Below are 24,558 nucleotides of genomic sequence, written 5' to 3'. Positions count from 1 at the left end.
TTTTTTGGGAATCCCGAAGAACGTGTTCGCACTTCCTCTTCGAGAACTAGAGGCTGGCCCTCTCACATTGTAACTCTAAGACATGATCTTAGTCGGAGTTGCCAAATTGAACACACCCCGGAATGCTTGACGTGAAAATAAATTCGGGCTACCCAAAGTTCAGGCTGTAGACGCCTGCCTTCCCGCTGACATTTGTCTTGGTGAATCTCTACGACTTAATGTCTTTATCTACGTCTTTCCGCATATCGCGCGGATGGTAATGCGGGCCCCATCTCAAAAAATGCGCGATTTCGCTTGAGGGATATAGGTATGTCTGACGACTCCACAAATACGTTTACTGATGGGCCGCTTGGCACCATTTATTTAAACACCGCGTTGCCGATCATTTTTGTGATGGGGATGAATGGTCTTCTATCTGTTGCTGATGCACTTTTTTTGGGCATCTATGTTGGCCCCCGGGCATTGGCTGCTGTCACCCTAATGTTCCCGATCTACATGCTGATCGTGGCGCTTTCGACACTTGTATCAAACGGTATGTCTAGCCTTCTGGCCCGGTATCTGGGTGCTAGGGACTTGAAAAATGCCCAAACCGTTTTTGCGGGGGCACATGGATTGGCTCTCGTCTTGGGTGGGGGCCTAATCTTGCTGTTCCTTTTCCTAGGCCAACCGATGACCTTGCTGGCTGCTGGCGGATCTGAAGAACTAGCGCAAATGGGATTGACCTATCTTCAGATCACCGTGTTCTTTTCACCAGTCTTGTTCGTATTGTCGGTCAACTCTGACGCGCTGCGCAATGAAGGGCGTGTGGGCTTTATGGCTGCGATGAGCCTATTGGTGTCCATTGCAAATATCGCGTTTAACTTTGTGTTCATTGCGGTGCTCGACATGGGCGTGGCGGGGTCGGCATATGGTACGGCGGCCGCACAAACTTTGGCTTTTGGGATCATCTTAGCGTTTCGGTTTTTTGGTGACACATCCTTACGGCCATCCACACTTCTATACTTTTCTGTACGGCAGTATTGGGGGCGTATCCTTATTTTGGGCGCACCTCAAAGCCTAAACTTCATCGGTTTGGCACTGGGATCGGCAGCAATCATCACAGCATTGCAATGGGTCGGCAGCCCAGGGTATTCCAGCACAGTGTCCGCGTATGGAATTATTACGCGTGTCATAACCTTTGCATTCTTACCGCTTCTTGGGCTCTCGTTTGCCATGCAAACAATAACAGGAAACAACTATGGCGCGGCCCTATGGCAAAGGTCGGACACCAGTCTGCGGGTCTCTATTTGGGCCGCTTTCGTCTATTGTACAGTGGTGCAGATCACTGTGATGAGCTTTCCTAGCCAAATCGCAAGCACGTTTGTTGATGACCCAACGGTCATTTCAGAGGTCGCACGCATCTTGCCCGTCATGACCTGCTCATTCTTCCTGATGGGTCCATTGATGATGATTGCGGCCTACTTCCAAGCCATTGGATCCGCAGCAAAGGCCGCCATCTTGGGACTAATCAAGACCTACGCCTTTGCGATCCCGCTTACATTCTTGTCGCCTCTCAGGTTTGGTGAAATCGGTATTTGGTATGCTGGGCCGCTGGCCGAGATGATGTTGTTCGCTCTGACGATTCTGGTGCTCTGGCAAGTGGCCCAAGACAAGCAATTGAAATGGGGCCTCTTTCACACCAATGAATGAGCTGGCATTGTTGAGCCTCCCTCGCTTGGGTTTACTCTGGGCATTGGTTCAGTTTGAACCGATGCCCGCTGCTGCCCTGCACATCGGTCCCATCTTGCTTGACACCGAAGGCGTCGCCCTCCTTGGTATTGCAGAGCAATAAATCAGCGAAGCCCTGCCCCCTACAACCTTCCAAGAACCCCGCAAAAGGTACCGAAGAATGTTAACACACCGCATAAGGAAGTATCTTTGTAACAGTGCAGGAACCGCGCAACCCATTACCTATCAGGCACTTGCGAAGGCCCTTGAACTCTCGCCACCAAATACAATTTTCCAGCTTACAATGGGCCTAGAACACCTGATAAAAGAAGATGCCGACGCGGCACACCCGCTTATCGCAGCGCTAGTGATCAGCAAAGCAAGAGGCGGATTGCCGGCGCCGGGATTTTTCGAATGCGCAAAGCGCGTCGGGCGCTTTCATGGTGACCCTCAAGGGCCAGAAGCCTCCGCCTTCCACGCGGCTGAGTTCGATAGAGCTGTCGAATTCTGGCGCACACCTTTATCGCACAGAGAAGTCCAAACGTGATATTTATTCGGTGATCTGGCGCTGCGTGGCAAATCAACGAATGTCGCTGTCCCTGCCCCGCTGCATTTCATCCACGCCTCAACCAACCAACCAGACAGTTATAACGTTTGGAAAAGCTCAGCCCTCAAGCAAAGCGTTTTGCACTGTTTCGTCCCAGCCTAAATAAAACATATCCTGATGGCGTATAACCGGCCGCGCCATCACTTTGGGGCGGGCGCTAATCTGTGCTTCTGCTTCCGAATTCTTCAACCAGTCATTTAACCCCCGGTAATCATTCGAGCTTCGATCCACCAACCGGTCCCCGAATTCGACAATCAGCTCTGCCAATTCAGCTTCGCTCAAGGGTTCTGCTCGGACATCGCGAAAACTAACGTCCTTGCCATCCGCTTCCAGCGCTTTGCGGGCCTTTTGGCAAATCGCGCAGGTATTCAATCCATAGATGATCATGTCGCAATCTCCTTCAACAATTACCTGCAATCTCTTGCATCACACGTTCCAACGCAACCATTCGATCCCACCTAGATACAATGAGACATTCTTGTAACGAGCTTTGTCAGGAAAGGTGTATGTCGGTTAATGGCAATTTAGTTTTCAGACATTCCATCAAAGCAAATTTCGAAAACTGCTCCACTCTCACTTGGTAAACATTCAATTGTTGCACCGTAGCCATCCAAAACAGCCACAGCAATTGAGAGCCCCATTCCCGTACCACCGTTGTCCCGACGTGTTGTGAAAAACGGCTCCATCACACGTCTAATATTATTGATCGAGATACCTTCGCCATCATCAGACACCCGCAAGACCTGTTCAGCGTATGTAATCTGTAGTTCTCGTGCTCCGTGCGCATAAGAATTTTGCGCCATGTGATGTAAAATCATTCGCCCATGCTCAATCGAAATTGGTAACTTGGCATCCGGGGCAGCGTTCAAAATAACCTGTAAGCCATTAATTCTCGGAACCATTTCTGCAAGCATGCCAGGTTCGCCAACTTGACTTGAACGCATCTGCGTTATTTCCCTCAAACGGCCTAAAAGACGGTTCATCCTGAGCGCTTCAGCCTCAACATTCGCCAACAGTTTTGCGCGATCTTTTGGGTTCAATCCATCATCTTGCAGCAGTTCTGCCGCCCCGATAACGGCGGTGACAGGCGACTTCAATTCATGTGTCACATGATCCGTATATGTCGAAATCTCTTGTGTACGTTGGGACAACGTCACTGCCATTGTCGAGACGCTCTCGCCCAGATCTGCCAGCTCACGCAGGCCATAATGTGCCAGCGGTTTTGCATGCGGATTTTTCTCTGCTGCAATGGCGCGGGAGGTATCACGTAGCGCGTGGATCGGACGCGATATCAGACGCAAGAGCAACAAACCGATGATCGTTGCCCCAATGATCGTAGAGATCAGCATGGTCAAAAAGGCAAATCGTTCTTGGAACAGGAATTTCCCAAGATTAAGTGGCGTTCGAGACAGATAAATTGCACCGACAACACGTTCATCAACAATAACAGGGTAAGTTAGGAAAACCCGAAATCCGGTATCTCTGCTAAAAGACGAAAATGGATGTGGATCAAAATCGCCAGTGCGCGCCCGAAGCATGGCACCTACGTCACCATTTAGCGCGGCATTAACTTCGGGTAAATCTGCATAGGACGGCGCACCATCGATGCTCAGATCCCGCCCACTGTGATCAAGTAAGACAACACCGGACAACGTGGTCTTTTGAGCGCGCCGCGCAATGTTGAGTATTGGGTCGACGATCTGTTTATATCGAGGATCAAGCGGGACATTGCTAAGCTCACCCTCAGAACGTGTCGGCGCAATCTTATCTCGCCTCACGTTCAGCTGGGCTTTGGCCGGGTGAAGGCTAGCGGTCCAGTGCTCTTTTTGTGCTTGGTTTAGGGCGGTCCCAATCACAGGTCCGTCCAACTCAGCAAATGCCACTGCATACATTTGCGCATAAATCGCGCCTTGCTGGGTCAACGAAAGTTCTGTTTCCCGCACGAATTGGTTTGACGTTAACCGCACGCCTAACAGCGCCAATAGCGGCACAGAGACCAATGCCGTGCAGACAATTGTTATCACCATGGCAATCGACGGGCGCCACTTTTTCCGAACCGTGCTCACCGGCTGCACGCCCCAAGTTTGATACCAACGCCATGGACAGTTACGATAATATCCTCGCACCCCAGCTCGGCAGCTTTGTGGCGGATGTTGCGCACATGACTGTCCATAGTTCGACCCGACAAGGTGGAATTGGCTCCATAAACTTGGGCGATTAACTGATTGCGATCATGTACCTGATTGGGATGGCGCATTAGGCTCGATAGTACGGCGAATTCAGTTGCGGTCAGGGCCAGTTCACACCCTTCAATTTTGCAACTGTGCCCAGCGCGATCCATCTCTAGGGTACCATGCCGCAATGCCATGTTTTGCTCAGGTTTACCCCGTGCCAGAATGGCCTTGATCCGCAACACCAATTCACGCGGGCTAAAGGGCTTGGAGACGAAATCATCCGCGCCCAATTGAAATCCTAATACCCGGTCTACCTCGTCATCCTGCGCGGTCAAAAACAACACCGGAACATTGGATGTAGCCCGGATTTGTTTACAACAATCAAACCCGTCCATCTGAGGCATGCCGATATCAAGCACCACAAGATCAATGGCTTCCCGACCGATATGGGTAACGGCGGTCTGCCCATTCGAGGCCTCAATCGTCTCATACCCCGCAGCCTCGGCTGCAATCCGCACAACATCACGAATGTGTGGGTCGTCATCGACTATTAGGATGCGGAGTGTCATGTTGTTTGTGTTGCAACTTGGATCAAGTTTGTCCAGCGAACGTTGCATTCACCCTACCCTCCGTCGAAAGCCAAGTAAGGTCATTGCGGCCAGCATCAAAAAACCAATGATGGCTTCGGGTTCTGGTGAGGAAGACCCAGCAAATGGTTGTGCAAACGCATTTTTCGACAGGCCTGATGCCATGGGTAGTGGCACACTTGCGGCGTTTGCCTGTTGTCCAGTGGCATTCACAGGTGTCTTCGATACCGCGATAAACGAGGTGTTTTGCGTTTGCAGTGAGAACTCGAGGCCCAGTTTGGTGATCTCACGATCCGCTTCATCCGGTTTTGTACCTACCGCGATTTCCCGAGTTAGCTCTGCAATGCGATTGCGGGCCCAAATCAGTGGCAGCGCGGCCTCTTCAGCAGAATCCGTTAAGGCCAATGACACTGGCATCTCGGCGATCCGGCCATTGACCAGACCTTTTAATGTCACTTTGGCATCACCTGAACCGTTATATCGGGCGTAGATGCGCAAGCTATTGCCAGCAAACAAATCGGGGATACGCGCAGGGGTCACGCCATAAGCCTCAAGGCCCCCCCAATCGATGGCAATATCCGTCAATAACGGCGATTTCAGATTAGCTGCCAGCATTTCGGCAACCTCGCTTGGGTCCTCATCCACACTCACATAACGTGCATATCCGCGACCTTCATCAGACATCGCATCCAGCAGGTAGCGGTTGACCGAATTGCCGACACCAAAGGCATAGATGCGTGCTTTTCCTATCTGCTGACGAATAGTGCGCAGAACACGCGCCTCATCGCCGATGTAGCCATCACTCAGAAAGACAACAATGCGCATTGTGTCCGCGGGCTGGGCAGTACTGAAGGCCGTTCGAATGGCGCTATCAATTTCGGTACCGCCACCTGCGCTCAGCCGATTGACGTAGGCCCGCGCCTTGCGAATGTTGTACGCACTCGCTTGCGTGGACCCTTTTGCATAGTTTTGGGTGTGATTGGCGAAGGGTATAATCCGAAAGAAATCATTGGGCCGCAGGTTCTTTAAGGCGGCATCCATGAACTTTTTGCTTGCCTGCATTGGCTCGCCGCCCATGGAGCCAGATGTGTCCAATACAAACACCATTTCGCGTGGCGTAACCGTTTCATTATCCGGCACCGCTGGTGGCTCAATCATCATCGCCACGAAGCCTCCGCGTTCATCTTTGTGGGACAGGCTTGCTGCCTCCAATGTCTCCCCACCCAGTGAGAAACGGATAACCAAGTCGCGGTTATCAAGAACTTTGCCGTCAGCAAACTTGGCAGTTAGCCCAGTGTCGTCCGATTGTACGGACAGCTGATGGGTGGCGCTGCCAAAGTCAGAAACCGACACACCACTGGTTAGTTTTAGTTCAAGTGAAACGCGCTCGGACGTGAAGTTATCAGGTAACTCAAGGCCTGCTACTTTCGGATATGCTGGCACATCACTGACTGTCCAACTGTTTGCCTGTGTCACCGGTTCCTCATCATATGTTTGCGGTAGCTGTATCGCTTGACTCTCGTAGCGAGGGCCAACAATCAGAGGAATGACCAGCTCATGCTGCCCATCAATCTTTGGCACCATTTGTACATAGCGTAGGGTCACCTCGATGGGCAGACCGGGCATCAAATTGGCGATGCGTTGGGTGAACATGTTGGGCCGATGTTGGGTCAAAAGAGCCGCGGCTTTGCCATCTTGCGAAGCTTGCTTGAACTCAACCTCGGCAATCGCTCTTTCGCGGATCTGAGCAGTTATAACTTCCTCACCGATCTGCATGTCCATGCTGTAAACTCCAGCAAGTTGATTGAGAGGGAACAAATACTCCGCCTCAATTGGTAAATGCGCCTCATTGATGAAACTTTGGGTAATCTCGACTGTGGCCATGTCTCCTTCGATGTTGATACTAATTTTGCTGTCCAGCATCGGCAGCTCATAGGATGTTCCCGCTATGTTGGCGACCAACCGCCCAGCGACATCTTCGAAGTCATCGGCCCATGCAAACATCGCGCTGCTGAAAGAAAAGAGGAGGATTAAGAGTATTAAAAGTCGCATGATGGTCCTCGTTTTTGGTTATAGGTCAAGTGCTGCCAAAGCGGCATTTTCAAATGATATGCGGTCATTATTGGATAGGGATTTTGGCGTGATCCGCTGAATGGACTGCCAGCTTCGCGAAGAGCCGTTGAGCCAACTCCAAACCGCTTCACCAACGCTGGGTGTTTGCTGGCCATCATCTGAGACAAAGCTCACCGCGACGATCCAAACCTGTCCATCAGGTCCAGTTGCTTCATAAATCGAGCTTGGGAGAGGGTCATAACGTGTACCCATAAATTTCACGCTGTAACCCATTCCCAACAAGCAGGTTTCTGGGGAATGAAGGTGGCGCAATGGCGAAGTTGTACGCACGACATTCAACCCCATCGGTCCATATTGAACCTTCTGGGCGGTGCCACCGTAAGCCGTGAAATATCGTTGCTCGGTTGTGCTTAGCGCGATGGGCACAGCACGATTTCCGAGCAACTGCATCGGGAGACTGGCTGCCGCGACGGGCGCAGACAGATCAATTGGCCGTTTTGGGGCATTCACAATTGCAAATGCAGCAAGCAACGCGGCGATGATCACAGGTAAATGCAGCGCCTTAGGAAGCGTCAGAGGGCGCGATTTGGATACGCGCAGCGGTTTCGCTTTTGGGCGGTAGAACGCAAAGATTGGTACCGCCGAAACCATCAACGCAAGTAGCCCAATCACGTTGTGAAGCGTAGGCTCCATCGTATCAATGCCCAGACCCAAGCCCCCCGCCAAAAGGCTGATCCGCAGCGCATTGCCAACAATGCTAAGCCCAACGATGATCGCACCGCCTATCAGCGCAGGCAAAAGGCTAGGCCGAAAAAGGATATTCAAGAAAACCCAAAGACTGACCAGCAGCAGCAACCCCGAAGCGCCAGAGCACGGCAAATCAACCATTACATCCACGCCATTGATGCGCAGCCGCACCCCCTCACAGATCAGATCGGAAAATATTGGAGACATCATCTGGCAAGCCAAATCTGCGGAAACCATCTGCAAAGGAAAGCCCGCGACACGTTGCAATATTGGACCCAACGGCAATGCGAACACAAAGAAGATCGCCATCCACGTCGGCGACAAAGCAAGCTTACGTCTGTCCAATTGAAGGATCGTCACAAGTGCAAACACATCTAAAGACAAGGCCAGCGCACTTAAGACGTTGATCGCCAACAATTGGCCCGCAAGGCGGATGGCTGCCGCGACCAGAAACAAAATAAAGACACGCGCTGCAGTGGATGAACCGTTAGGAAGAGAGCTATTTAAGGAAAAACCCACCAACCCCAAAATCGCGATGCAATAAACCGCTCCGTAGGATTGATAAGACGGGTCTCGCCAACTTGTGACCAACCACCCAATAGGTTCGATGGCCAAAAGGGCTGATGCAACCGCCAGGCCAATCCAAAGTAATGTATCGCGTTTTGTTTCCATACCGCTTTTTCGCGATATCAAGTGCAGATAAGCCTTCGATGATGTGCAGATTTTGCGCAGGTGACGAGCAGCGCAAAAGACGCGGTCGACTTAATAAGACTGTGTGTTTCTCTTGACCTGCGTCAGCTCCCGCTTCAGTCATCTGATTTCGACGACCTGACCCAACATTACGGCTCGTATTGAAAGTGGGCCCGGAACTGACAATTCTGCGGATAAATTGGGCAAATATCTATGCTTCGATCAATCTTTCTACCCTAACGGCAGAATGTACTCTTAGCAGGGCCAACCCTTTTTGGGTCTCTCATCGCCGTCGCACTATCCAATCCGGCACATTAACAACGACCATCAAAGTCACTACAAGAAGCGAAATACACAGTATAGCTTTTGATACTGGTTCCATTGTCCCTTCGATCAGCAACGCATGAATGACGCTTCCTCCCATGATCGTTACCGCAAGCAGGCCATGTGTTCGCCGCCACACAAGCGGGCGCACGTGTAACCGCCGCCGCAACAAAGCCAAAACCGCCGAGATAAAGACCGCCCACATCGCAATAACGCCCCAAATTGAAAACGGCGTCGGCGATACAAAAAGCAAAGCATCCACCACGTCTGGTGGGCTTGTCACCCAAAGGGCCGCAACATGGATAGTGACTGCCAGTACGACACTACCTCCAATCCAGTGATGAACGCGCCGTCCACGGGTCTTTGGAAGGCCCGGCATGTATCCAGCAATCAGCAACGGCTGAACAAGCAACAGCGCCATCCCGACAATCCCTGCAAATCCGGCCAAGATGTAAATTGGATCACGCCACGCCAGCAATGGACTTCTCGCCGCTGCAATAATCGGCACAGAAATGACTAACACAAGGACAGCCCAAACAACCGCCTTCTTGCCCCAACGTACATCTTCTTGGTGCATTTTGGTCAAGCTGGTTGCAGGACAAAGTCCACATTAAGACTCGTATCATTCGCGTTTTGCATCACAGGGCGGAGAAAGACGGTTTCAAAATCATCACCGTCATATGCGAGGTGACCATGGGCCTGACCGAACGCAGGAACAATTTGGGGCATATCTAGCTGAAACACGCCATTCGCGTCCGTAAGCGTGGCGCCATGGCTTTGTGGGTCGCGCTCATGTCCTTCAGTTGTGTGCGCCCATACTTGGATGCGCTGATGAGCAAGTAACGCACCATCACCAGCACGCCGAACAGTGCCTGTCATCCGGAACCCGCCGCCCCCTATTCGATCGACGATCGGGGCGCCAGGCAGATAATTGTTGGACCCGCCACGCATTGTCGGTGTCGGAGCACACCCTTGCGCTTCTGCTGGCGTCAGCAGTCCAGATGCGCTGGACGCAACCAGTGCAACACCACTTACAAGGAGGGCTCGTCGGGTTTTCAAGCGCTTGATCATATCATTTTCTCCTATCCGGCATCTCGTCCCTATTGCGATCAAGCGGGGCTATTGGATAGTGCCGCATCGCATTCATTTGAGACTAAATACCACCCCGCTACAAAGCACCCATTGAGCGGTCCTCGACTGCGTGAAGCCGTGCAAAGCACTCTCAGCTATCGGCACCCAAAGTGCTTTGCCTATTTACTTAGCGAAGCAGTAGAATAGGCCGTTACCACCAGTGCCTTGAAGGTTCTCTTGTGAACAGCCACGAGATCCGTGTGAAGCAACCCACGAAGTTGGATCAGCGCCACCGCCCGTGCGGTCATGGTGACCAACGGTTGCGGACCCATCCGCATTAGATGTCCAATTCGAACAGCTCGCACCAGTGGACATTCCCGCAGCATTAGATCCCGTCAAGATGTCATGCATGTTGGGCGCATCGCCACGGCCATTGATCTGTTCGCCAGTCTCAGAGACCGAGTTTTCTTTGCTCAATGCGTTGGCAGCTGCATCGTGAAGGTTGTCGAGATTGGTAGCGACAGTAACGCCATTATAATTGACCCATGGTCCTTCCCCGATGCGGTCACGGGCGTGAACGCCATCAGCAGACAGATAAGCCGCCCATGTTTTACCTGTAACTCCTGCAGCATCTGCTAAAGCAGCACAATGCGCGTCTGCCCCTTCCAATCCACCAAGGTTGGCACCGTCACCAGGGCCCGTGGAAGTGATGAAAAATGACATCGTTGCATGCCCATCGGCTTGAGCCACAAATGGACTAAGCGCGAGCGTGGCGGCGAGGATAACAGATTTCATTTGGGCACTCCAATGCGTGTGTGTAAATTACGCTTAGGGTAAACTGCAAACTTGTCGATCCTGAAATCACATTCCCGTATCAGAGGAAATCGGCGGATTAATGCGAACATGATCCAGCTTAATTCTTCAAACCTTGCACAGCCCCTTTGATCCAAAAAACAGATTAAGCGATTGGTCAAAATCTTGTGAATTTAACGCTATTGACGGCATGAGCCCAAAATCACTGTATTTCTAAGGACGGCCTGATCGCTGTGGCTCTTATGCGCTCCATGGGAACCTCGCCAGCGCAATTTTTTTTCGCAGCACACCCTGCTTAGCATTCTCGAAATGTTCTTGGAAATACGTTATTGGAGTTAGGCTTGATGATCCTATTTGTGGGAACCTACCTGTCACCACCAATTGGCATGGCGCCCTTTACCAACGTCCTAAGATGTCGGATATTTAGCATTAGAAGCTATTGTGAAGAATTTGATCGAACTGAGGAACCTTATTGAAATGAGCCAATTGGAGCGATGTGCCGCAAAGATCGCATCTTCGATTTGATGTGAAGCTGTTGCCGTATTTCCTTTATTGAGGCGCATCGTCGGATCTCTGGGCCGTTCAGCGGCTCATTTTGATGTGTAATTGGTCCGTACATATCTAAAAGCACCAGCCTTTGAGTGTCAGAAAGTCCGTTTAAGACCATAGGGCCAAACAACAGCGACTCTGCGACACAACCGTTCGCATAGACCGCTTCATGCTTATCAAACGCGAAATGTACCCAAGTAATGTCACGCTTTCCATTCATATGGCGGATACCCTGAAGCGTTGTTAACGCTTTGGCTGGCGCTAAAACCTCTTCAGGAAAAGTATTTTCCAATTGTCCGCTTCCCCCTAACAAAATGCGGTGCTGCGGAGAAACAACCAAATCTCGGTTTGGTCTATCCGCCCCAAGAGCCCCCTGTTCTATGAGAACAGGTTTAGCATCACGTTCAACTATGTTTAGGGGCTGCTTTGCTCGGTGAATCCAGCGAATTGGACGTTCCCCATGGTCGAGAGTAACAACAAGATCGCCCACACGAAGCGTTTCTATCTTGCGATGACCATCGGGCGTTTGGATGTAAGTCCCAAGTGCAAAACAAACAACACGGCTCGATGAACTTGTCCCTTGGGTGATACTGGAATACCCGTCCGCTACTTTTCCCGTAATCTCCATACTACTGATTTGGAGATCGTTCGGAAACTTAACGAAAACATCTCCATTTTCTGTCTGATAGACACTGACAGTAGTTGATTGGGAGGTGCCGTTCTCATCAACATAATTTGCGCTGTACCGCGCTACATTATCCAAGCCACTTGTTATTGGTCCGTTACCCACATCGTATGTAAATGTGTCGGCCGTTTGGCCATTGTCATTTTCTTGAAGCTGACCGTCATTATTCGCGTCGTTTTGGGTCACTTCTGTCGTTGTTATGTCATTCTGGCTAAAAGACTGGAGGATTGGAGTTGGGTTTTCACTGGAGTAATTTGTTTCGTCGGGATCCAAATCAGCAAATTGTCCAATATGTATAAATTGCGCTGTTGCTATAGACATTTCTTGCACCCAAGAGGCACCATACCAGACCCTCATCCCGCTTAATAATACCGTTACGTGAGCGTAGGATAATTTAGGGGAGTTGATATTTGGATAACCGAGAACAACGATTTTGGTGGTGTGAGTAGTCGGGTTAATTTACGAAAATCAATAACACGAATACAATTCCCTTGTAGGAGCTCAACACTGCCAACCTCCACTTCGCCCCCAAAGTGTTCCTTAGGTTTCGCTTGAATTTAATTGAGCCAAACGCCTATTGAAGTCTTTTTCAAATTCGTCAGGAGAGTATATGCAATTAAGCGCCTGCGCGAAGGAACTGCTTTGGGCGGCTTGTCCAAAAGCGACTGTGACAAATCCTTTAAAACATTCATTCAGGAGGGATTCTAGAGGACCGATACCCAACTTTTCAGCTTCTTTGGCCGTCTATGTGTCCAATCGATTGAAGCACCGACGACCCATTCGCTGGCCAACCAATCGATACTACCAGCAACTTCTCTATTGTACTTTAGCCAAGTAGCTTCAAATTCCTTAACGGTGAATTTATCATAACTCAAAACTGAACAACCAATCAAGATTGGTCAACCATTGCGGCTCTAAATGTCTGTTATTCAACTAAGTGACAAGATGCCCTAAAGCTACGTGGTGATTGTCCGATCTTGGCCTCGAACATGCGGGAAAAGGCGCTGCGGCTGGAAAATCCAACCATCTCAGCCACACGTTTTACTGGTAAATCCGTTTCTTTCAAAAGTGTACCTGCCATCCGCATCCGTAAATCGCGCAGCAACTCCATAGGGCCGCTGCCGTAGGCGTCGGAAAATCGCTTTGCAAAAGCAGATCTGCTCATGCCAACTGCATCAGCGAGGCTCTCAACTGAATGCCCTTGTCCGGGTTCATCTAACATTACGCGCAGGGCTTTCCACACGCTGGGGTCTTTTAGGGCAGCCATCCACGCCAGCGCCTGATCTTGGGCCGCAAGCCGTGACCGCAACATATCGATCATACATTCAAGTAAAATTGCTCGGATCATGGCGCGGCTGCCGAGACCGGGATGGGACACTTCATCTATGAGACGAGATAATGGCTGCTCCATCCGACTGCCGGGTGAGACACATTCCACCATCGGCTCGCGCACCAAATCCACGATGTCTTTTGCACCACGCAAGCCGATGGTCACATGGGTACAAAGGGCCGTCAGTTGACCGTCGGGCGCTTTGTCGGAGGATTTGATCATCCGAGCGAGGTCAAGCTCTGCCGGCCGGCAGGTTGGGAGTGGATCAGAGTTGTCACCAAAACTTCGCAGAACATGGCTTTGCATTGCTGGAATGAGAACAATTGATCCGCGTGCGACCTGAACCGGACTTCGGCCCCGCAACGTTATTTCACCTTTTCCCGATAAAAAGTAATGCAAGGTGGCCGTCGGTTCACGTCCGAGGCCCAGATTGCATTCACCGCGCAATTCGCACAGGGCGAATGGATCAGTCGTTATTTCAAGTTCATTGAAGATGTGTTCATAAGACATTGGGCGAATATGCACTGCTTTCGGATGAACGGATACGTCAAGTAGTGAAATAGGACATTAACAGGACGAAAAGGCACATGGGTAGTGGCAATATATCTGCATGACCCAACCCTATCTAGGAGATAAGACAATGTGTAACTGTAATGATCCGGACCACAACCACCTGTCCCGACGCGAAGCGCTGCGGGGTGGCATGGCTATCACGGCAACCGCTGCAGCGACCGTTTTGGCTGCTGGCCCAGCTTCAGCTCAAACCGCAAATCCCTATGCAGACCCTGCAGAACCTGCGCTGCCACCTTCCAACATGGTGCTTGATTTGTCTCGGGCTGCATTGGTCGTAACGGATCCACAAGTTGATTTCTTAAGCCCAGATGGCGTGACATGGGGCGTCGTTGGGCCATCCGTGACAGAACACAACACCGTCGCCAATATCGAGGCGCTATTCATAGCTGCCAAGGCCGCAGACATCACAGTTGCGGTCTCACCGCACTATTACTATCCTACTGACCACGGTTGGAAATTTGAGGGTGCGTTGGAAAAGCTGATGCACAAAATCGGTATGTTCGACCGCCCTGGCGCGCTTGATCTTGAGGGTTTTGAAAATTCTGGTGCAGACTGGATGCCAGAGTACAAAAAGTACATCAATGATGGCAAAACCATCGTGACGTCCCCCCATAAAGTTTACGGGAATGACACCAATGATTTGTCTTTGCAGTTGCGCAAACGTGGCGTGGATCAGGTGATCCTGTCCGGCATGTCAGCCAATCTTTGCACTGAATCTCACATGCGTGAGTTACTTGAGCAAGGTTTTGAGGTGGCTGTGATCAAAGATGCAACAGCGGCTGCGATTTTGCCTGAAGGAGATGGCTATCTTGCCGCTTTGACCAATTTCCGGTTTATGGCAAATGCCGTTTGGACAACGGAAGAAGTTGTTGAATTGATCAAATCTGCATCCTAAATCAAAGACCGGAGCGTCGCCGTTAGCGGCGCTCCCAATCCTAGTAATATTAACGCAGATAGTTTTGTCTGTTTGCCGTCGCAAGACAGCACAACGAACAACATCGAAAGACATTGGGAGATGAAGCTCCCCCTAAGCGTTTCAATTCATGTGTCCCTTCAATCGATTGAGCCCCCTGTCCAAAGCCAACCTTCGGTGCATTGAAAATGTGCTCCGCATCTGGACGCCTCTCTAGAAAATGCGCCGAGGCCTAACGCATCACAAATGGGTCGGGGATCGGTTCGTCGCTGGTGCGAAGCCAGACTGCCTTTGTCTTTGTGTAGTCCAATGCTGCTTGCATCCCCCCTTCACGCCCGTGACCGCTAAGGCCGTGGCCGCCGAATGGCGCAATCGGGCTGACGACACGGTATGTGTTCACCCAAACAATGCCTGCGCGAATGCCACGGATCATGCGGTGGGCGCGTGTGAGGTCTTTGGTAAAGACGCCAGATGCCAAACCAAAGGCGGTGTCATTGGCGAGGTTCAGCGCCTCTTCTTCGGTGTCAAACCCGAGGACTGAGAGGACCGGACCGAAGAATTCGTGTGTAAGACAAGGTGCGTCAGGCGCGTGCGAACAGTCAATGATTGTAGGCGGGAAATAGGTTCCATCACGGTCCAGTTGTTGCCCTCCGGTGATCACGATTGCCCCTGCCCCTTTTGATCGCGCCACAAGGTCAAGTGCCGTATCGAGTTGCCCAACCGTACAAAGGGGCCCAATCTCGGTTGCCATGTCATCCGGTGCACCGATAACAACGGCCTCTGCTTTTTCCTTTAGGCGGGCAAGAAATACATCCTTGATCTTGTTTGATATGATCAACCGTGATCCGGCAACACAGCTTTGTCCGGTGGCTGCAAAGATCGCTGAAACCTGCGCATTCACCGCACTCTCGATGTCGACATCCTCGAAGACGATAAATGGAGATTTACCACCAAGCTCCAGTGAGGTGGAGGCCAGGTTTTCAGCCGAATTACGTACAATATGACGTGCCGTTTCAGGCCCACCCGTAAAGGCCACATGGTTTACTTTGGGATGGCGGGTCAAAACGGCACCGCACTCAGCACCAAAACCTGTGATCACGTTCAACACTCCCGGTGGGAAGCCTGCTTGATCAAAGACACGGGCAAATTCTAGCATGGGTGCGGGTCCGTCTTCGGATGCTTTCAGCACGACAGTGCACCCTGCCGCAAGCGCTGGCCCGATCTTAACTGCGGCCAAGAAAAGCTGCGAATTCCAAGGCACAATCGCGGCCACAACGCCCAGAGGTTCGCGGCGCAGCCATACCTCCATATCGGGCTTGTCGATGGGCAAATGCGCGCCTTCGATCTTATCAACCAAACCAGCGTAATATCTGTAATATTCGGCCACATAGGCAATCTGAGCTGAGGTTTCGCGGATGATCTTGCCAGTATCGCGTGTTTCCAAAGCGGCCAATGTCTGCGCGTTCTCGGCAATCAAATCAGCCAAGCGGTACAATAACTTTCCGCGCGCTGTAGCAGTCATTAACGACCACTCTGGTGCAAAGAAGGCCGCGTGGGCTGCTTCCACAGCAGCGTTCACATCATTGGTGCGCGCCTCGGGCATCATCGCCCAAACCTGCCCTGTCGCGGGATCACGGCTTTCGAACTGTGCGGATCCATCTGAGAACACGCCATCGATATAGTGCTGAAAGTGCTGCATAATCTATCCTTTAGGAAAACGCTGGCATAACGTCTTTGATGAACCGTTCCAGCGAGGCCTTCTTGCGCTCAAAGCTCATGCCGCTGTCGATCCAGAATGCGTATTCGTCGTAGCCCATGTCCTCGTAGGTTTTAAGCCGAGTAATTGCATCATCTGCCGTCGCGATGACATTGTCACGCATCATGGCCTCAGCGGAATAGAAGGGATGATTTGAAATCTCTTCATCTGTAAGCCGCTCGATCAAACCTTGGGAAACGGGGCGTTCGTTTTTGAACCATGCGCCAAAGTAGCAATAAAAACGGTTGATTTCCTCTGCTGCCAACTCCGCATCGCCTGCGTCAGAAGCAATATAGGTATGGTTCAGCAACATGATCTCTGGGCGCGGTTCATCTGGGAATTTGGCACAAGCTGCATTGAATGTGTCCATCAGGCTCGTGATCTCTGTGTCCCCTTGCCAAAGCGGTGTCACCTGCACATGGCACCCGTTAGACACCGCAAATTCGTGGCTATTGGGATCACGCGCAGCAATCCAGATGGGTGGGCCTTCTTTTTGAACAGGCTTCGGTGAAGAGGTTGTTGCCGGAAAGGAATGATAAGTACCTTCCTGCGCATAATCGCCTTTCCACAGCCCTTGAACGGCTGGCACCAATTCCCGCAGTCTTTGCCCCGCGTCCCATGCATCCATGCCCGGCACCATACGTTCGTATTCGTAACTATAGGCACCCCGGGCAATCCCCAGATCAAGGCGTCCCTCAACGATCAAGTCGGTCATTGCGGCCTCACCAGCGAGGCGGATCGGGTGCCAGAAAGGTGCGATAATCGTGCCTGTTCCAAGACGCACGTTTTTGGTGTGACGCGCCAGATCAATCAGATTGAGAAACGGGTTCGGGGCGATGGTAAAGTCCATACCGTGATGCTCCCCGGTCCAGACCGCGTACATGCCGCCTTCATCCGCAATTTTAGACAACGCAATGAAGTCGTTATAAAGCTGCCTTTGATCCTGATCAGGTGAGGTGCGTTCCATATGGACAAACAGCGAAAAGCGCATGTGATCAACTCCGTTAAGTGATTGGCGAATTAAGTAATAGGGCGAATTTCGCCGCTTTTTTGGTCGCCGTAGTAAATGCCATAGCTTCCTATCGCGGATTCAGCCGCGAACCGTTCCAGCATCGTTAGAATTGCCGGGTCAGTGACATCATCCAGCGCAGCCCCGGTTAGCGGCACAAAGACGCCATTCTTCGGCTCCCCTCCCGCTGTTTGGCACAGGAAGGAAATGTGCTGGCGTTTGCGGCCCACGTCTTCAAATACCGAATAAACAAAGCCCGCTTCTGCATTCAGGCCAGTCGCCGCGAGAAGCGTTTTAACCGCAGCAGAGGCACCTTCTCCATGAACCACCTGTTCTGGCAAAGCCAAACCGCCTTTGCCGTCATCTACCAACAAGACATGGCCGTCTTTTTCTATCAATGCCGATACGACTAGATTGGTTTTTTGAACCAGACCATCTGATGTGGTCGACGGCGTCACGTATGCTCCTCGTGCATAGCCAAGACCTGGCGCGCTGTTACTGTCGAAAGCCTCAACCTGCCCAATGAGGATCACATGATCACCAGCCTCAACGACCTTGTGCATCTGACAATCGAACCAAGCGGATGTCCCATCCAAGATCGGCGATCCAAAGGGCCCCTTGTGCCATTCCACAGTGGCAAAGCGGTTCACAACTGGGCGCGCAAAATTGTTGGAAATCCCGATTTGTGTCTCGGCCAATATGTTCACGGCAAACCCGCTAGAATTCACCAAAGCATCATAGTTTTGCGAAGAATTGGCGAGACAGACCAAAACCATCGGCGGGTCCAGAGACACAGAGGAAAATGAGTTGGCCGTAAATCCAAGAGGTGCGCCGTCTTCACCATGGGTCGTCACAACGGTCACGCCAGTCATAAAGGTGCCAAATGCAGTGCGCAACGCGCGTGGATCGAGCGGTGTCATAGCAATGCTTCCTGTGATGTCTGTTGTTTAAGCCAGGTAAGAAGATGCGCGTTCACCTCAGATGCCGCAGTGAGGTTGACCATGTGGCGATGCCCTTTGACGGTGATTGCCTGCCCTTGTTGGGCCAACGCTGCCATGGCGGCTGACATGGCGGGAGTGGAGTTAGGGTCGCCATCCCCCGTCAGCGCCAAAAACGGGCATGTAATCTGGGGTAGTTGATCCGCATAGGTCGCGTCACCATGTGCAAACGCGCTGTAGGCGGTCGCATATCCTGATGGATCAATCTCGCTCAACCACGCAGCAACTTGCGCGCGTGCCGTGATTTCTTCAGGTGTATTTCCAAACCAGCGCGCCAAGGGCGTCTCCAGATCTATCTTGCCTGCTCCGATCTCAACCGCCCGCGCTTGCACGGCGCGCGCAGACACATCATCCCGGCGATACACCCCGTTTAGCAGCGCAACGCGCCGTGTCAGCTCCGGAAAACCTACGGAAAATCCAAGGGCGATAAGCGCGCCCATGGAGTGTCCCGCTATGTTCACAGGGCCAAGCTCTAGCGTCTGAACAACGTCATGGCACCACGTAACAAATTCGGGCAGTTCACTGCCCTTAGGCAAAGGATCACTGGCCCCGTGGCCCGGCATATCAAGAGCTATGATGCGATATGCCCCTTCCAACGCAGCAATCTGAGGACCCCATGCCGCAGATTGCATCCCGACACCGTGGATCAACACCAACGGCTCGCCTTGACCATGATCGCAGTAGCCAACCGTTTGGGTCGAGCTAGACAGCCGCAGGGTTGTCAGCGTCATGGCCTAGCTCCTTGAGGTCTTGGTAGCGGTCGCCAATCCTATGATGGGGGCGGCCACCGATAGATGCGCCCAATGCAATCACAATCTCGTCTGCTGCTGGCGCATCCGCCACCGCAGTTTGGATCGTCAGATAGTGCGACCGCCTGCCGCCATCATTCTTATCCATCAAAGGGATCATCAACGGCGCATTTGCCGGACCACGCGTGTTGCAAAAAGACAGGTAAGATTTTGCGCCGACAGCATTGCGATAGTGATTGCCAAAATGAAGCGTATGGATGAGCGCAGAGGCGTGCTCTACTTCCCCATTGAGGCCCACGATCGCCGCTTTGCCGTATCCTTCAACCTTTTCGCCGCCCCCTGCTGCCTCTAGCACCATCTCGGTTAGCAAAGCGCCCAAATCAGGCGCACAATCCCGAATGGCCGGACCCAAATCATCAACAAACCCTTGGCCCGCCCAAGGATTTCGGATCACAGCAATGGCTGCAATCATCTTGAGAGGGGTTTGCGCGGCCTTACCGCCTTCGATCAGTGTGTTTTCAACATAAAGTAGGGTTTTTCTGATTTCGGCAGGCACTGGGTTTTCCTTTGTAGATGAGTCGTACCGAACTATGGTATACCATTATACCATCAGTCAATAGCCCTTGTTGCCAAGGTCGCTCCCTGATAAGAAAAACCACATGGTATCAGCAAAATCCGTCCTGAAAAAAATTGACAAGGCTCCGCAAACACTGCGCGATATCGTGCAAGACCGGATGCGAAACGCGATCATCGAAGGGCATTTCGTGCCCGGAGAGAGACTTGTGGAACGCCCTCTTTGCGATCAGTTGGGTGTAAGTCGCACTGTGGTCCGTGAGACAATCCGATTCCTTGAGGCCGAAGGTTTGGTTGAGATCATTCCCAACCGTGGACCCATTGTTGCAACGTTCAACTGGAACCAAGCCAAGCAAATTTATGACATCCGCAGGCAGCTTGAAGGCGCAGCAGCGGTGGCATGTGCTGATAAGGATGATGCAGAGTTTGCAGATCAACTAAGCACTGCATTGCGCACGCTTAAGGCTACAATGGATGACACCGCCTGGACCGATCTATTGCAGGCAAGCACTCAATTTTACGAAGCCATTTTTCTGCAAGCGGGTCACACCATCGCTTGGGACATCGTGCAACGGCTCAATGGTCGGATCAGCAGGCTGCGGGCCTTAACCTTGTCTGCCAAGGATCGTGAACGAGCTGGCATCGATCATATGACAGCTATCCATGATGCAATCCTAAGCAAGAATCCTGATGCGGCGCGCAACGCCGTTAACGCGCATATTGCCGATGCATCGCAAGTTGCCCAACGCGTCTTGAGCGATGAAGAAAAGAAAGACGCAACAGATGCCTAAAGGATATTGGATCGCATTCGTGACGGTGACCGACCCGAATACATACATTGGCTATCAACAGCTGGCACCTGCGGCATTTAAGAAATACGGCGCGCGATTTCTAGCGCGTGGTGGAGAGGCCGAGTCCCTTGAGGGGGAGGCATGGCAACGCCACATCGTGATCGAATTCGACAGCAAAGCACAGGCTATCGCATGCTACAATTCACCCGAATATCAAGACGCACGGCGGCACCGCACTGAGGCTTGCACTGCAAATATTGCGATTGTCGAAGGCTTACCGCCTTCCTAAACCCAACAAATCTATTGAAAGGAAAACCCATGGATACCTTTGATGAAGACCTATTCTTAAAGGGGTTAGGGCAACGCAAGGCCACGCTGGGACCTAAGTATGTTGAAGGTGTACTTGCCTCTGCCGACGAATTCACTCGGCCATTTCAAGAAGCTATGACCGCGTGGTGTTGGGGTTTCGGGTGGGGTGATGATGTAATTGATGCCAAAACAAGGTCTATGATGAACCTGTCGATGATCGGTGCTTTGGGAAAGATGACTGAGTGGGAGTTGCACTGTCGCGGAGCGATCAACAATGGTGTTTCAAAAGAAGAGATCAGAGCCATCATTCATGTGATCGCCATTTACTGCGGCGTACCTCAGGGATTGGAATGTTTTCGTACAGCACGAAAGATATTTGACGAAAAGTTGGAATGACATCCCCACATGTCGGGTGAACAATTTGGAACGTTCCCCCGAAGTAACTATTCACCGCATCGCAGGTTTTTGGAACTTTGGGCTCAAGGCTGACATCTGCTGCATGGGCGAATACTCAGCAGCCTGATGCATCTCTTTTTCAAATGCGCGGATATTCACTATACGGAAGGGTTGGGGCTCCCGCCCTCTTCGGTAGCCTTGTCTTGTTGGAATTGAAGCCTTAGGCACGCGCCCACCATTGGGCAGGTGAGCTGATCAAACTTGGTCAAGACGTTTAGCTAGTCCCGCCTATTGATGTGAAGCCGTACGTCAAGCGTGGTTAAACTACTGCAGCCGATGAGGAGGCCATGCGTCAGGTTGTGACGCGACCAAAATCGTTGCTGGCAGGTGAATGCCAGCATTCACCGAGAGAACGGTTCATCGGGATCAAGACGCAGGACCAGTAAGCTATTCTTGCGTTGCACCAAACACCTGATTTGATTGTTCGACAACGCATGCCGACGGTCTACATGCTGTGCCCAAACTAGCGGAGTATTGGATCGTGTTCCCATACCCGTGAACGAAAACTGCGATCAGCGGTTTCTGCACCGCTCGTGATATCCCGCCTCGACAACGTCCGGGTATCACTTTGAGAGGGTATGACAGATCGGAGGATAAGTCATATAGGCGCCAAACATATCTATTGCTCGAACGCGTCACCCATCTTGGAACAAGGGACGGAAACGCAGAAATTCACTGCATTATCCATAGAGTCTCGCAGTGCAGGCCTAGCTGTCGTTTTTCAAATCAGCTTCAATGTTTCTTATTGGGTGCGTCGCCTCATGCAACCAAACTAGCATAGTAGCAGAAACAAGTTTAAGCGTGCTGCCAATCCAGCACGACTTTTCCTGATTGCCCTGATTTCATTACCGCGAAACCGTCCGAGAAATTCTTGACCGCAAAGCGGTGTGTAATAACACCCGATACGTCCAATCCGTTCTGTAGCATGGCGATCATCTTGTACCACGTCTCAAATATCTCGCGTCCATAGATACCTTTCAAAGTGATGGCCTTAAAGACAATCCGGCTCCAATCAACAGGGCTTTTGCCTGGTGGGATACCAAGCAGCGCGATACGCCCGCCCATCACCATTGCCTCGACCATTTGATCGAGTGCGATTTGATTGCCCGACATTTCCAAGCCAACATCAAAACCTTGCCTTATCTTCAACTGGACCTGAACGTCGGCCAGATCAGTTTTGGTTACGTTCACGGGCGTCACGTCCGCGACTTTAGCCGCTAGATCGAGACGATCTTGGTTGATATCCGTAATCACCACATTGCGCGCTCCCGCGTGTCGCGCAACAGCAGCAGCCATAATGCCGATCGGACCAGCACCTGTGATCAACACATCCTCACCCACCAGATCAAACGACAGGGCCGTGTGAACGGCGTTGCCCAAAGGATCGAGGATCGCGCCAATGTCATCGCTAATATCGTCCGGCAAAGGCACCACGTTAAACGCTGGCAAGCGCAGATACTCGGCAAACGCGCCATCTTCGTTCACTCCGATGCCGCGTGTTTCAGGGTCCAGGTGGAATTTCCCCGCCCGGCTTTGGCGAGACTGTTTACCTATAAGATGACCTTCACCGCTGCATCTTTGGCCCAATTTCAGCCCGTCTACGTTACGCCCAAGCTCAACGATTTCACCTGCAAATTCGTGACCTGTGATCAAAGGCACGGGGACAGTCTTCTGGGCCCATTCGTCCCAGTTCCAGATGTGAATATCTGTGCCACAAATGCCAGTCTTGTGGATACGGATCAGCACATCATCTGGTCCAACGTCAGGCACAGGAGCGGTTTGCAACCACAGACCTTCGCGGGCGTGTGCCTTGACCAGCGCTTTCATCTCATTGCTCATTTTAACACTCCAACGGCTTTTCCTGCGATCTCGAATGCAGCCAATGCGCGATCCAAATCATCCTTTGTTAGCGATGCGTTCATCTGCGTGCGAATGCGGGCTTGGCCACGGGGTACAACAGGAAAGAAGAAACCGCTGACATAGACGCTTTCATCAAACAGGCGCGCTGCCATGTCTTGTGCCAAATGCGCTTCGCCCAACATGACGGGAATGATAGGGTGCTCGCCAGGCAGCAAATCGAACCCCAAACGCGTTAGCCCTGCCCGCCAGTGGGCTGCATTTTCAAATAGTTTTGCACGCAGGGTACCGCCCTCTTCGACCAGTCGAATAGCTTCAATTCCTGCCGCAACAATGGAGGGTGGCAATGAATTTGAGAACAGATAGGGCCGCGCGCGCTGGCGCAGCAGATCAATCACGGGCTGAGGGCCAGCAATGTATCCGCCGATTGCCCCGCCCAGCGCCTTGCCAAGCGTACCTGTCATGATGTCCACATCGACGCCAAAATGCGCAGGTGTACCTTCGCCCTTTGGCCCCATGAAGCCCGTCGAGTGACAATCATCCACCATTACAAGCGCACCGTAGGCTTCTGCCAGCTTGGTGATCTCCGGAAGGTTGGCAAGGTACCCATCCATGCTGAACACGCCGTCAGTGGCAATCATAATGAACCGAGCACCATCCGCCTTTGCGGCCAGCAATTGCGCCTCAAGATCCGCCATGTCGGAATTGGCATAGCGATAGCGTTTCGCCTTACACAAGCGGATGCCGTCGATGATCGACGCGTGGTTCAACGCGTCAGAAATGATCGCGTCCGCTGGCCCCAGCAGGGGCTCAAACAACCCGCCGTTGGCGTCAAAACAGGCTGCGAATAGGATGGAATCGTCCTTACCCAAGAAACCTGCCAACCGTGTTTCCAACTCGCGATGCAGGTCTTGGGTACCGCAAATAAACCGGACCGACGCCATGCCAAAGCCTTTGGTATCCATTGCACCTTTCGCGGCTTCAATTAGATCAGGGTGATCAGCCAACCCAAGATAATTATTGGCACACAGGTTGATCACAGACTTACCATTTGCCGTGATCCGCCCAGCTTGTGGGGACGAGATCAAGCGCTCGTGCTTTGTCATCTGCTCAGCATCTATCTGTGCCAGCGTTTCGGTCATGTGATTCAAAAATGCAGTTGTCATAGCGTCCTCCGTTTCCAAGAGGATCGCATAACGGATATTTTTCCGCAATAC

The 24,558-nt window shown here is 51.8% G+C and carries 23 protein-coding genes; 6 read left to right on the top strand and 17 right to left on the bottom strand.

Annotated elements, in window-relative coordinates; translation table 11 throughout:
- Positions 1-309: 309 nt before the first annotated feature.
- On the top strand, positions 310-1,689 hold the full coding sequence (locus tag V7775_RS23040; RefSeq protein ID WP_335754288.1) for an MATE family efflux transporter: 1,380 nt from the start codon (positions 310-312) through the stop codon (positions 1,687-1,689).
- Between the two features lie 7 nt (positions 1,690-1,696).
- Positions 1,697-1,831 carry a hypothetical protein gene (locus V7775_RS23035; protein WP_335754287.1) on the top strand — a complete coding sequence of 45 codons (135 nt, stop codon included), beginning with the start codon at positions 1,697-1,699 and terminating at the stop codon, positions 1,829-1,831.
- 540 nt (positions 1,832-2,371) lie between these two features.
- On the opposite strand, the gene V7775_RS23030 is transcribed toward V7775_RS23035, so the two are convergent.
- The 10 genes from V7775_RS23030 to V7775_RS22985 form a co-directional block, all read right to left on the bottom strand.
- Positions 2,372-2,701 carry an arsenate reductase family protein gene (locus V7775_RS23030; protein WP_335754286.1) on the bottom strand — a complete coding sequence of 110 codons (330 nt, stop codon included), beginning with the start codon at positions 2,699-2,701 and terminating at the stop codon, positions 2,372-2,374.
- Between the two features lie 137 nt (positions 2,702-2,838).
- A complete protein-coding gene (locus V7775_RS23025; RefSeq protein WP_335754285.1) occupies positions 2,839-4,341 on the bottom strand; it encodes an ATP-binding protein in 1,503 nt (500 codons plus the stop codon).
- 35 nt (positions 4,342-4,376) lie between these two features.
- The gene (locus V7775_RS23020; protein WP_335754284.1) at positions 4,377-5,105 is read right to left on the bottom strand and encodes a response regulator transcription factor; all 729 of its coding nucleotides are present in this window, start codon (positions 5,103-5,105) and stop codon (positions 4,377-4,379) included.
- On the bottom strand, positions 5,106-7,127 hold the full coding sequence (locus V7775_RS23015) for a VIT and vWA domain-containing protein (RefSeq protein WP_335754283.1): 2,022 nt from the start codon (positions 7,125-7,127) through the stop codon (positions 5,106-5,108).
- An 18-nt stretch (positions 7,128-7,145) separates the two neighbouring features.
- Positions 7,146-8,567: an exosortase T gene (gene xrtT / locus V7775_RS23010; protein WP_335754282.1), complete on the bottom strand. Its 1,422-nt coding sequence runs from the start codon at positions 8,565-8,567 to the stop codon at positions 7,146-7,148.
- A gap of 301 nt (positions 8,568-8,868) precedes the next feature.
- Positions 8,869-9,486 (bottom strand): ferric reductase-like transmembrane domain-containing protein, encoded by a 618-nt coding sequence (locus V7775_RS23005; RefSeq protein ID WP_335754281.1) that lies wholly within the window; start codon positions 9,484-9,486, stop codon positions 8,869-8,871.
- Between the two features lie 5 nt (positions 9,487-9,491).
- Positions 9,492-9,980 (bottom strand): twin-arginine translocation pathway signal, encoded by a 489-nt coding sequence (locus V7775_RS23000; RefSeq protein WP_335754280.1) that lies wholly within the window; start codon positions 9,978-9,980, stop codon positions 9,492-9,494.
- Positions 9,981-10,163: 183 nt separating this feature from the next.
- Entirely contained in the window at positions 10,164-10,775 is a 612-nt protein-coding gene (locus V7775_RS22995; protein ID WP_335754279.1) for a hypothetical protein, read from the bottom strand.
- A 487-nt stretch (positions 10,776-11,262) separates the two neighbouring features.
- Entirely contained in the window at positions 11,263-12,348 is a 1,086-nt protein-coding gene (locus V7775_RS22990; RefSeq protein ID WP_335754278.1) for a Hint domain-containing protein, read from the bottom strand.
- 604 nt (positions 12,349-12,952) lie between these two features.
- Entirely contained in the window at positions 12,953-13,867 is a 915-nt protein-coding gene (locus tag V7775_RS22985) for an AraC family transcriptional regulator (RefSeq protein ID WP_335754277.1), read from the bottom strand.
- A 130-nt stretch (positions 13,868-13,997) separates the two neighbouring features.
- Between V7775_RS22985 and V7775_RS22980 the strand changes: the two genes are divergently transcribed.
- Positions 13,998-14,825 carry a cysteine hydrolase gene (locus tag V7775_RS22980; RefSeq protein WP_335754276.1) on the top strand — a complete coding sequence of 276 codons (828 nt, stop codon included), beginning with the start codon at positions 13,998-14,000 and terminating at the stop codon, positions 14,823-14,825.
- Between the two features lie 250 nt (positions 14,826-15,075).
- Here V7775_RS22980 and V7775_RS22975 read toward each other — a convergent pair whose 3' ends face one another.
- Genes V7775_RS22975 through V7775_RS22955 form a run of 5 tightly spaced genes read right to left on the bottom strand, consistent with a single transcriptional unit; the run spans position 15,076 to position 19,911 of the window.
- Positions 15,076-16,542, bottom strand: a complete 1,467-nt coding sequence (locus V7775_RS22975; RefSeq protein WP_335754275.1) for an aldehyde dehydrogenase — start codon at positions 16,540-16,542, stop codon at positions 15,076-15,078.
- Positions 16,543-16,552: 10 nt separating this feature from the next.
- Positions 16,553-17,590: an LLM class flavin-dependent oxidoreductase gene (locus tag V7775_RS22970; RefSeq protein ID WP_335754274.1), complete on the bottom strand. Its 1,038-nt coding sequence runs from the start codon at positions 17,588-17,590 to the stop codon at positions 16,553-16,555.
- Positions 17,591-17,619: 29 nt separating this feature from the next.
- Positions 17,620-18,528: a flavin reductase gene (locus V7775_RS22965; protein ID WP_335754273.1), complete on the bottom strand. Its 909-nt coding sequence runs from the start codon at positions 18,526-18,528 to the stop codon at positions 17,620-17,622.
- Positions 18,525-19,337 carry an alpha/beta fold hydrolase gene (locus V7775_RS22960; protein ID WP_335754272.1) on the bottom strand — a complete coding sequence of 271 codons (813 nt, stop codon included), beginning with the start codon at positions 19,335-19,337 and terminating at the stop codon, positions 18,525-18,527. The genes V7775_RS22965 and V7775_RS22960 overlap by 4 nt, the downstream gene beginning before the upstream one ends.
- A complete protein-coding gene (locus V7775_RS22955) occupies positions 19,309-19,911 on the bottom strand; it encodes an amino acid synthesis family protein (protein ID WP_335754271.1) in 603 nt (200 codons plus the stop codon). Before V7775_RS22955 ends, V7775_RS22960 begins: the two co-directional genes overlap by 29 nt.
- A gap of 103 nt (positions 19,912-20,014) precedes the next feature.
- Between V7775_RS22955 and V7775_RS22950 the strand changes: the two genes are divergently transcribed.
- Genes V7775_RS22950 through V7775_RS22940 form a run of 3 tightly spaced genes read left to right on the top strand, consistent with a single transcriptional unit; the run spans position 20,015 to position 21,424 of the window.
- Positions 20,015-20,719 (top strand): GntR family transcriptional regulator, encoded by a 705-nt coding sequence (locus V7775_RS22950; protein ID WP_335754270.1) that lies wholly within the window; start codon positions 20,015-20,017, stop codon positions 20,717-20,719.
- Entirely contained in the window at positions 20,712-21,008 is a 297-nt protein-coding gene (locus tag V7775_RS22945) for a DUF1330 domain-containing protein (protein WP_335754269.1), read from the top strand. The genes V7775_RS22950 and V7775_RS22945 overlap by 8 nt, the downstream gene beginning before the upstream one ends.
- A 29-nt stretch (positions 21,009-21,037) precedes the next feature.
- Entirely contained in the window at positions 21,038-21,424 is a 387-nt protein-coding gene (locus V7775_RS22940; protein WP_335754268.1) for a carboxymuconolactone decarboxylase family protein, read from the top strand.
- 855 nt (positions 21,425-22,279) lie between these two features.
- On the opposite strand, the gene tdh is transcribed toward V7775_RS22940, so the two are convergent.
- A complete protein-coding gene (gene tdh / locus V7775_RS22935) occupies positions 22,280-23,323 on the bottom strand; it encodes an L-threonine 3-dehydrogenase (protein ID WP_335754267.1) in 1,044 nt (347 codons plus the stop codon).
- Positions 23,320-24,507, bottom strand: a complete 1,188-nt coding sequence (locus V7775_RS22930) for a glycine C-acetyltransferase (protein WP_335754266.1) — start codon at positions 24,505-24,507, stop codon at positions 23,320-23,322. Before V7775_RS22930 ends, tdh begins: the two co-directional genes overlap by 4 nt.
- Positions 24,508-24,558: the final 51 nt, after the last annotated feature.

This window comes from Sulfitobacter sp. (assembly GCF_036960155.1).
Taxonomy (GTDB): Bacteria; Pseudomonadota; Alphaproteobacteria; order Rhodobacterales; family Rhodobacteraceae; genus Sulfitobacter.
This window is presented reverse-complemented; position numbering and strand designations above follow the sequence as displayed.

Excerpts from the sequence above, each read along its gene's own strand:
- V7775_RS23040 (WP_335754288.1), top strand. The coding sequence starts at position 310 with ATGTCTGACGACTCCACAAATACGTTTACTGATGGGCCGCTTGGCACC.
- V7775_RS23030 (WP_335754286.1), bottom strand. The coding sequence starts at position 2,701 with ATGATCATCTATGGATTGAATACCTGCGCGATTTGCCAAAAGGCCCGC.
- V7775_RS23025 (WP_335754285.1), bottom strand. The coding sequence starts at position 4,341 with ATGGTGATAACAATTGTCTGCACGGCATTGGTCTCTGTGCCGCTATTG.
- V7775_RS23020 (WP_335754284.1), bottom strand. The coding sequence starts at position 5,105 with ATGCAACGTTCGCTGGACAAACTTGATCCAAGTTGCAACACAAACAAC.
- V7775_RS23015 (WP_335754283.1), bottom strand. The coding sequence starts at position 7,127 with ATGCGACTTTTAATACTCTTAATCCTCCTCTTTTCTTTCAGCAGCGCG.
- xrtT (WP_335754282.1), bottom strand. The coding sequence starts at position 8,567 with ATGGAAACAAAACGCGATACATTACTTTGGATTGGCCTGGCGGTTGCA.
- V7775_RS23005 (WP_335754281.1), bottom strand. The coding sequence starts at position 9,486 with ATGCACCAAGAAGATGTACGTTGGGGCAAGAAGGCGGTTGTTTGGGCT.
- V7775_RS23000 (WP_335754280.1), bottom strand. The coding sequence starts at position 9,980 with ATGATCAAGCGCTTGAAAACCCGACGAGCCCTCCTTGTAAGTGGTGTT.
- V7775_RS22995 (WP_335754279.1), bottom strand. The coding sequence starts at position 10,775 with ATGAAATCTGTTATCCTCGCCGCCACGCTCGCGCTTAGTCCATTTGTG.
- V7775_RS22990 (WP_335754278.1), bottom strand. The coding sequence starts at position 12,348 with ATGTCTATAGCAACAGCGCAATTTATACATATTGGACAATTTGCTGAT.
- V7775_RS22985 (WP_335754277.1), bottom strand. The coding sequence starts at position 13,867 with ATGTCTTATGAACACATCTTCAATGAACTTGAAATAACGACTGATCCA.
- V7775_RS22980 (WP_335754276.1), top strand. The coding sequence starts at position 13,998 with ATGTGTAACTGTAATGATCCGGACCACAACCACCTGTCCCGACGCGAA.
- V7775_RS22975 (WP_335754275.1), bottom strand. The coding sequence starts at position 16,542 with ATGCAGCACTTTCAGCACTATATCGATGGCGTGTTCTCAGATGGATCC.
- V7775_RS22970 (WP_335754274.1), bottom strand. The coding sequence starts at position 17,590 with ATGCGCTTTTCGCTGTTTGTCCATATGGAACGCACCTCACCTGATCAG.
- V7775_RS22965 (WP_335754273.1), bottom strand. The coding sequence starts at position 18,528 with ATGACACCGCTCGATCCACGCGCGTTGCGCACTGCATTTGGCACCTTT.
- V7775_RS22960 (WP_335754272.1), bottom strand. The coding sequence starts at position 19,337 with ATGACGCTGACAACCCTGCGGCTGTCTAGCTCGACCCAAACGGTTGGC.
- V7775_RS22950 (WP_335754270.1), top strand. The coding sequence starts at position 20,015 with ATGGTATCAGCAAAATCCGTCCTGAAAAAAATTGACAAGGCTCCGCAA.
- V7775_RS22945 (WP_335754269.1), top strand. The coding sequence starts at position 20,712 with ATGCCTAAAGGATATTGGATCGCATTCGTGACGGTGACCGACCCGAAT.
- V7775_RS22940 (WP_335754268.1), top strand. The coding sequence starts at position 21,038 with ATGGATACCTTTGATGAAGACCTATTCTTAAAGGGGTTAGGGCAACGC.
- tdh (WP_335754267.1), bottom strand. The coding sequence starts at position 23,323 with ATGAGCAATGAGATGAAAGCGCTGGTCAAGGCACACGCCCGCGAAGGT.
- V7775_RS22930 (WP_335754266.1), bottom strand. The coding sequence starts at position 24,507 with ATGACAACTGCATTTTTGAATCACATGACCGAAACGCTGGCACAGATA.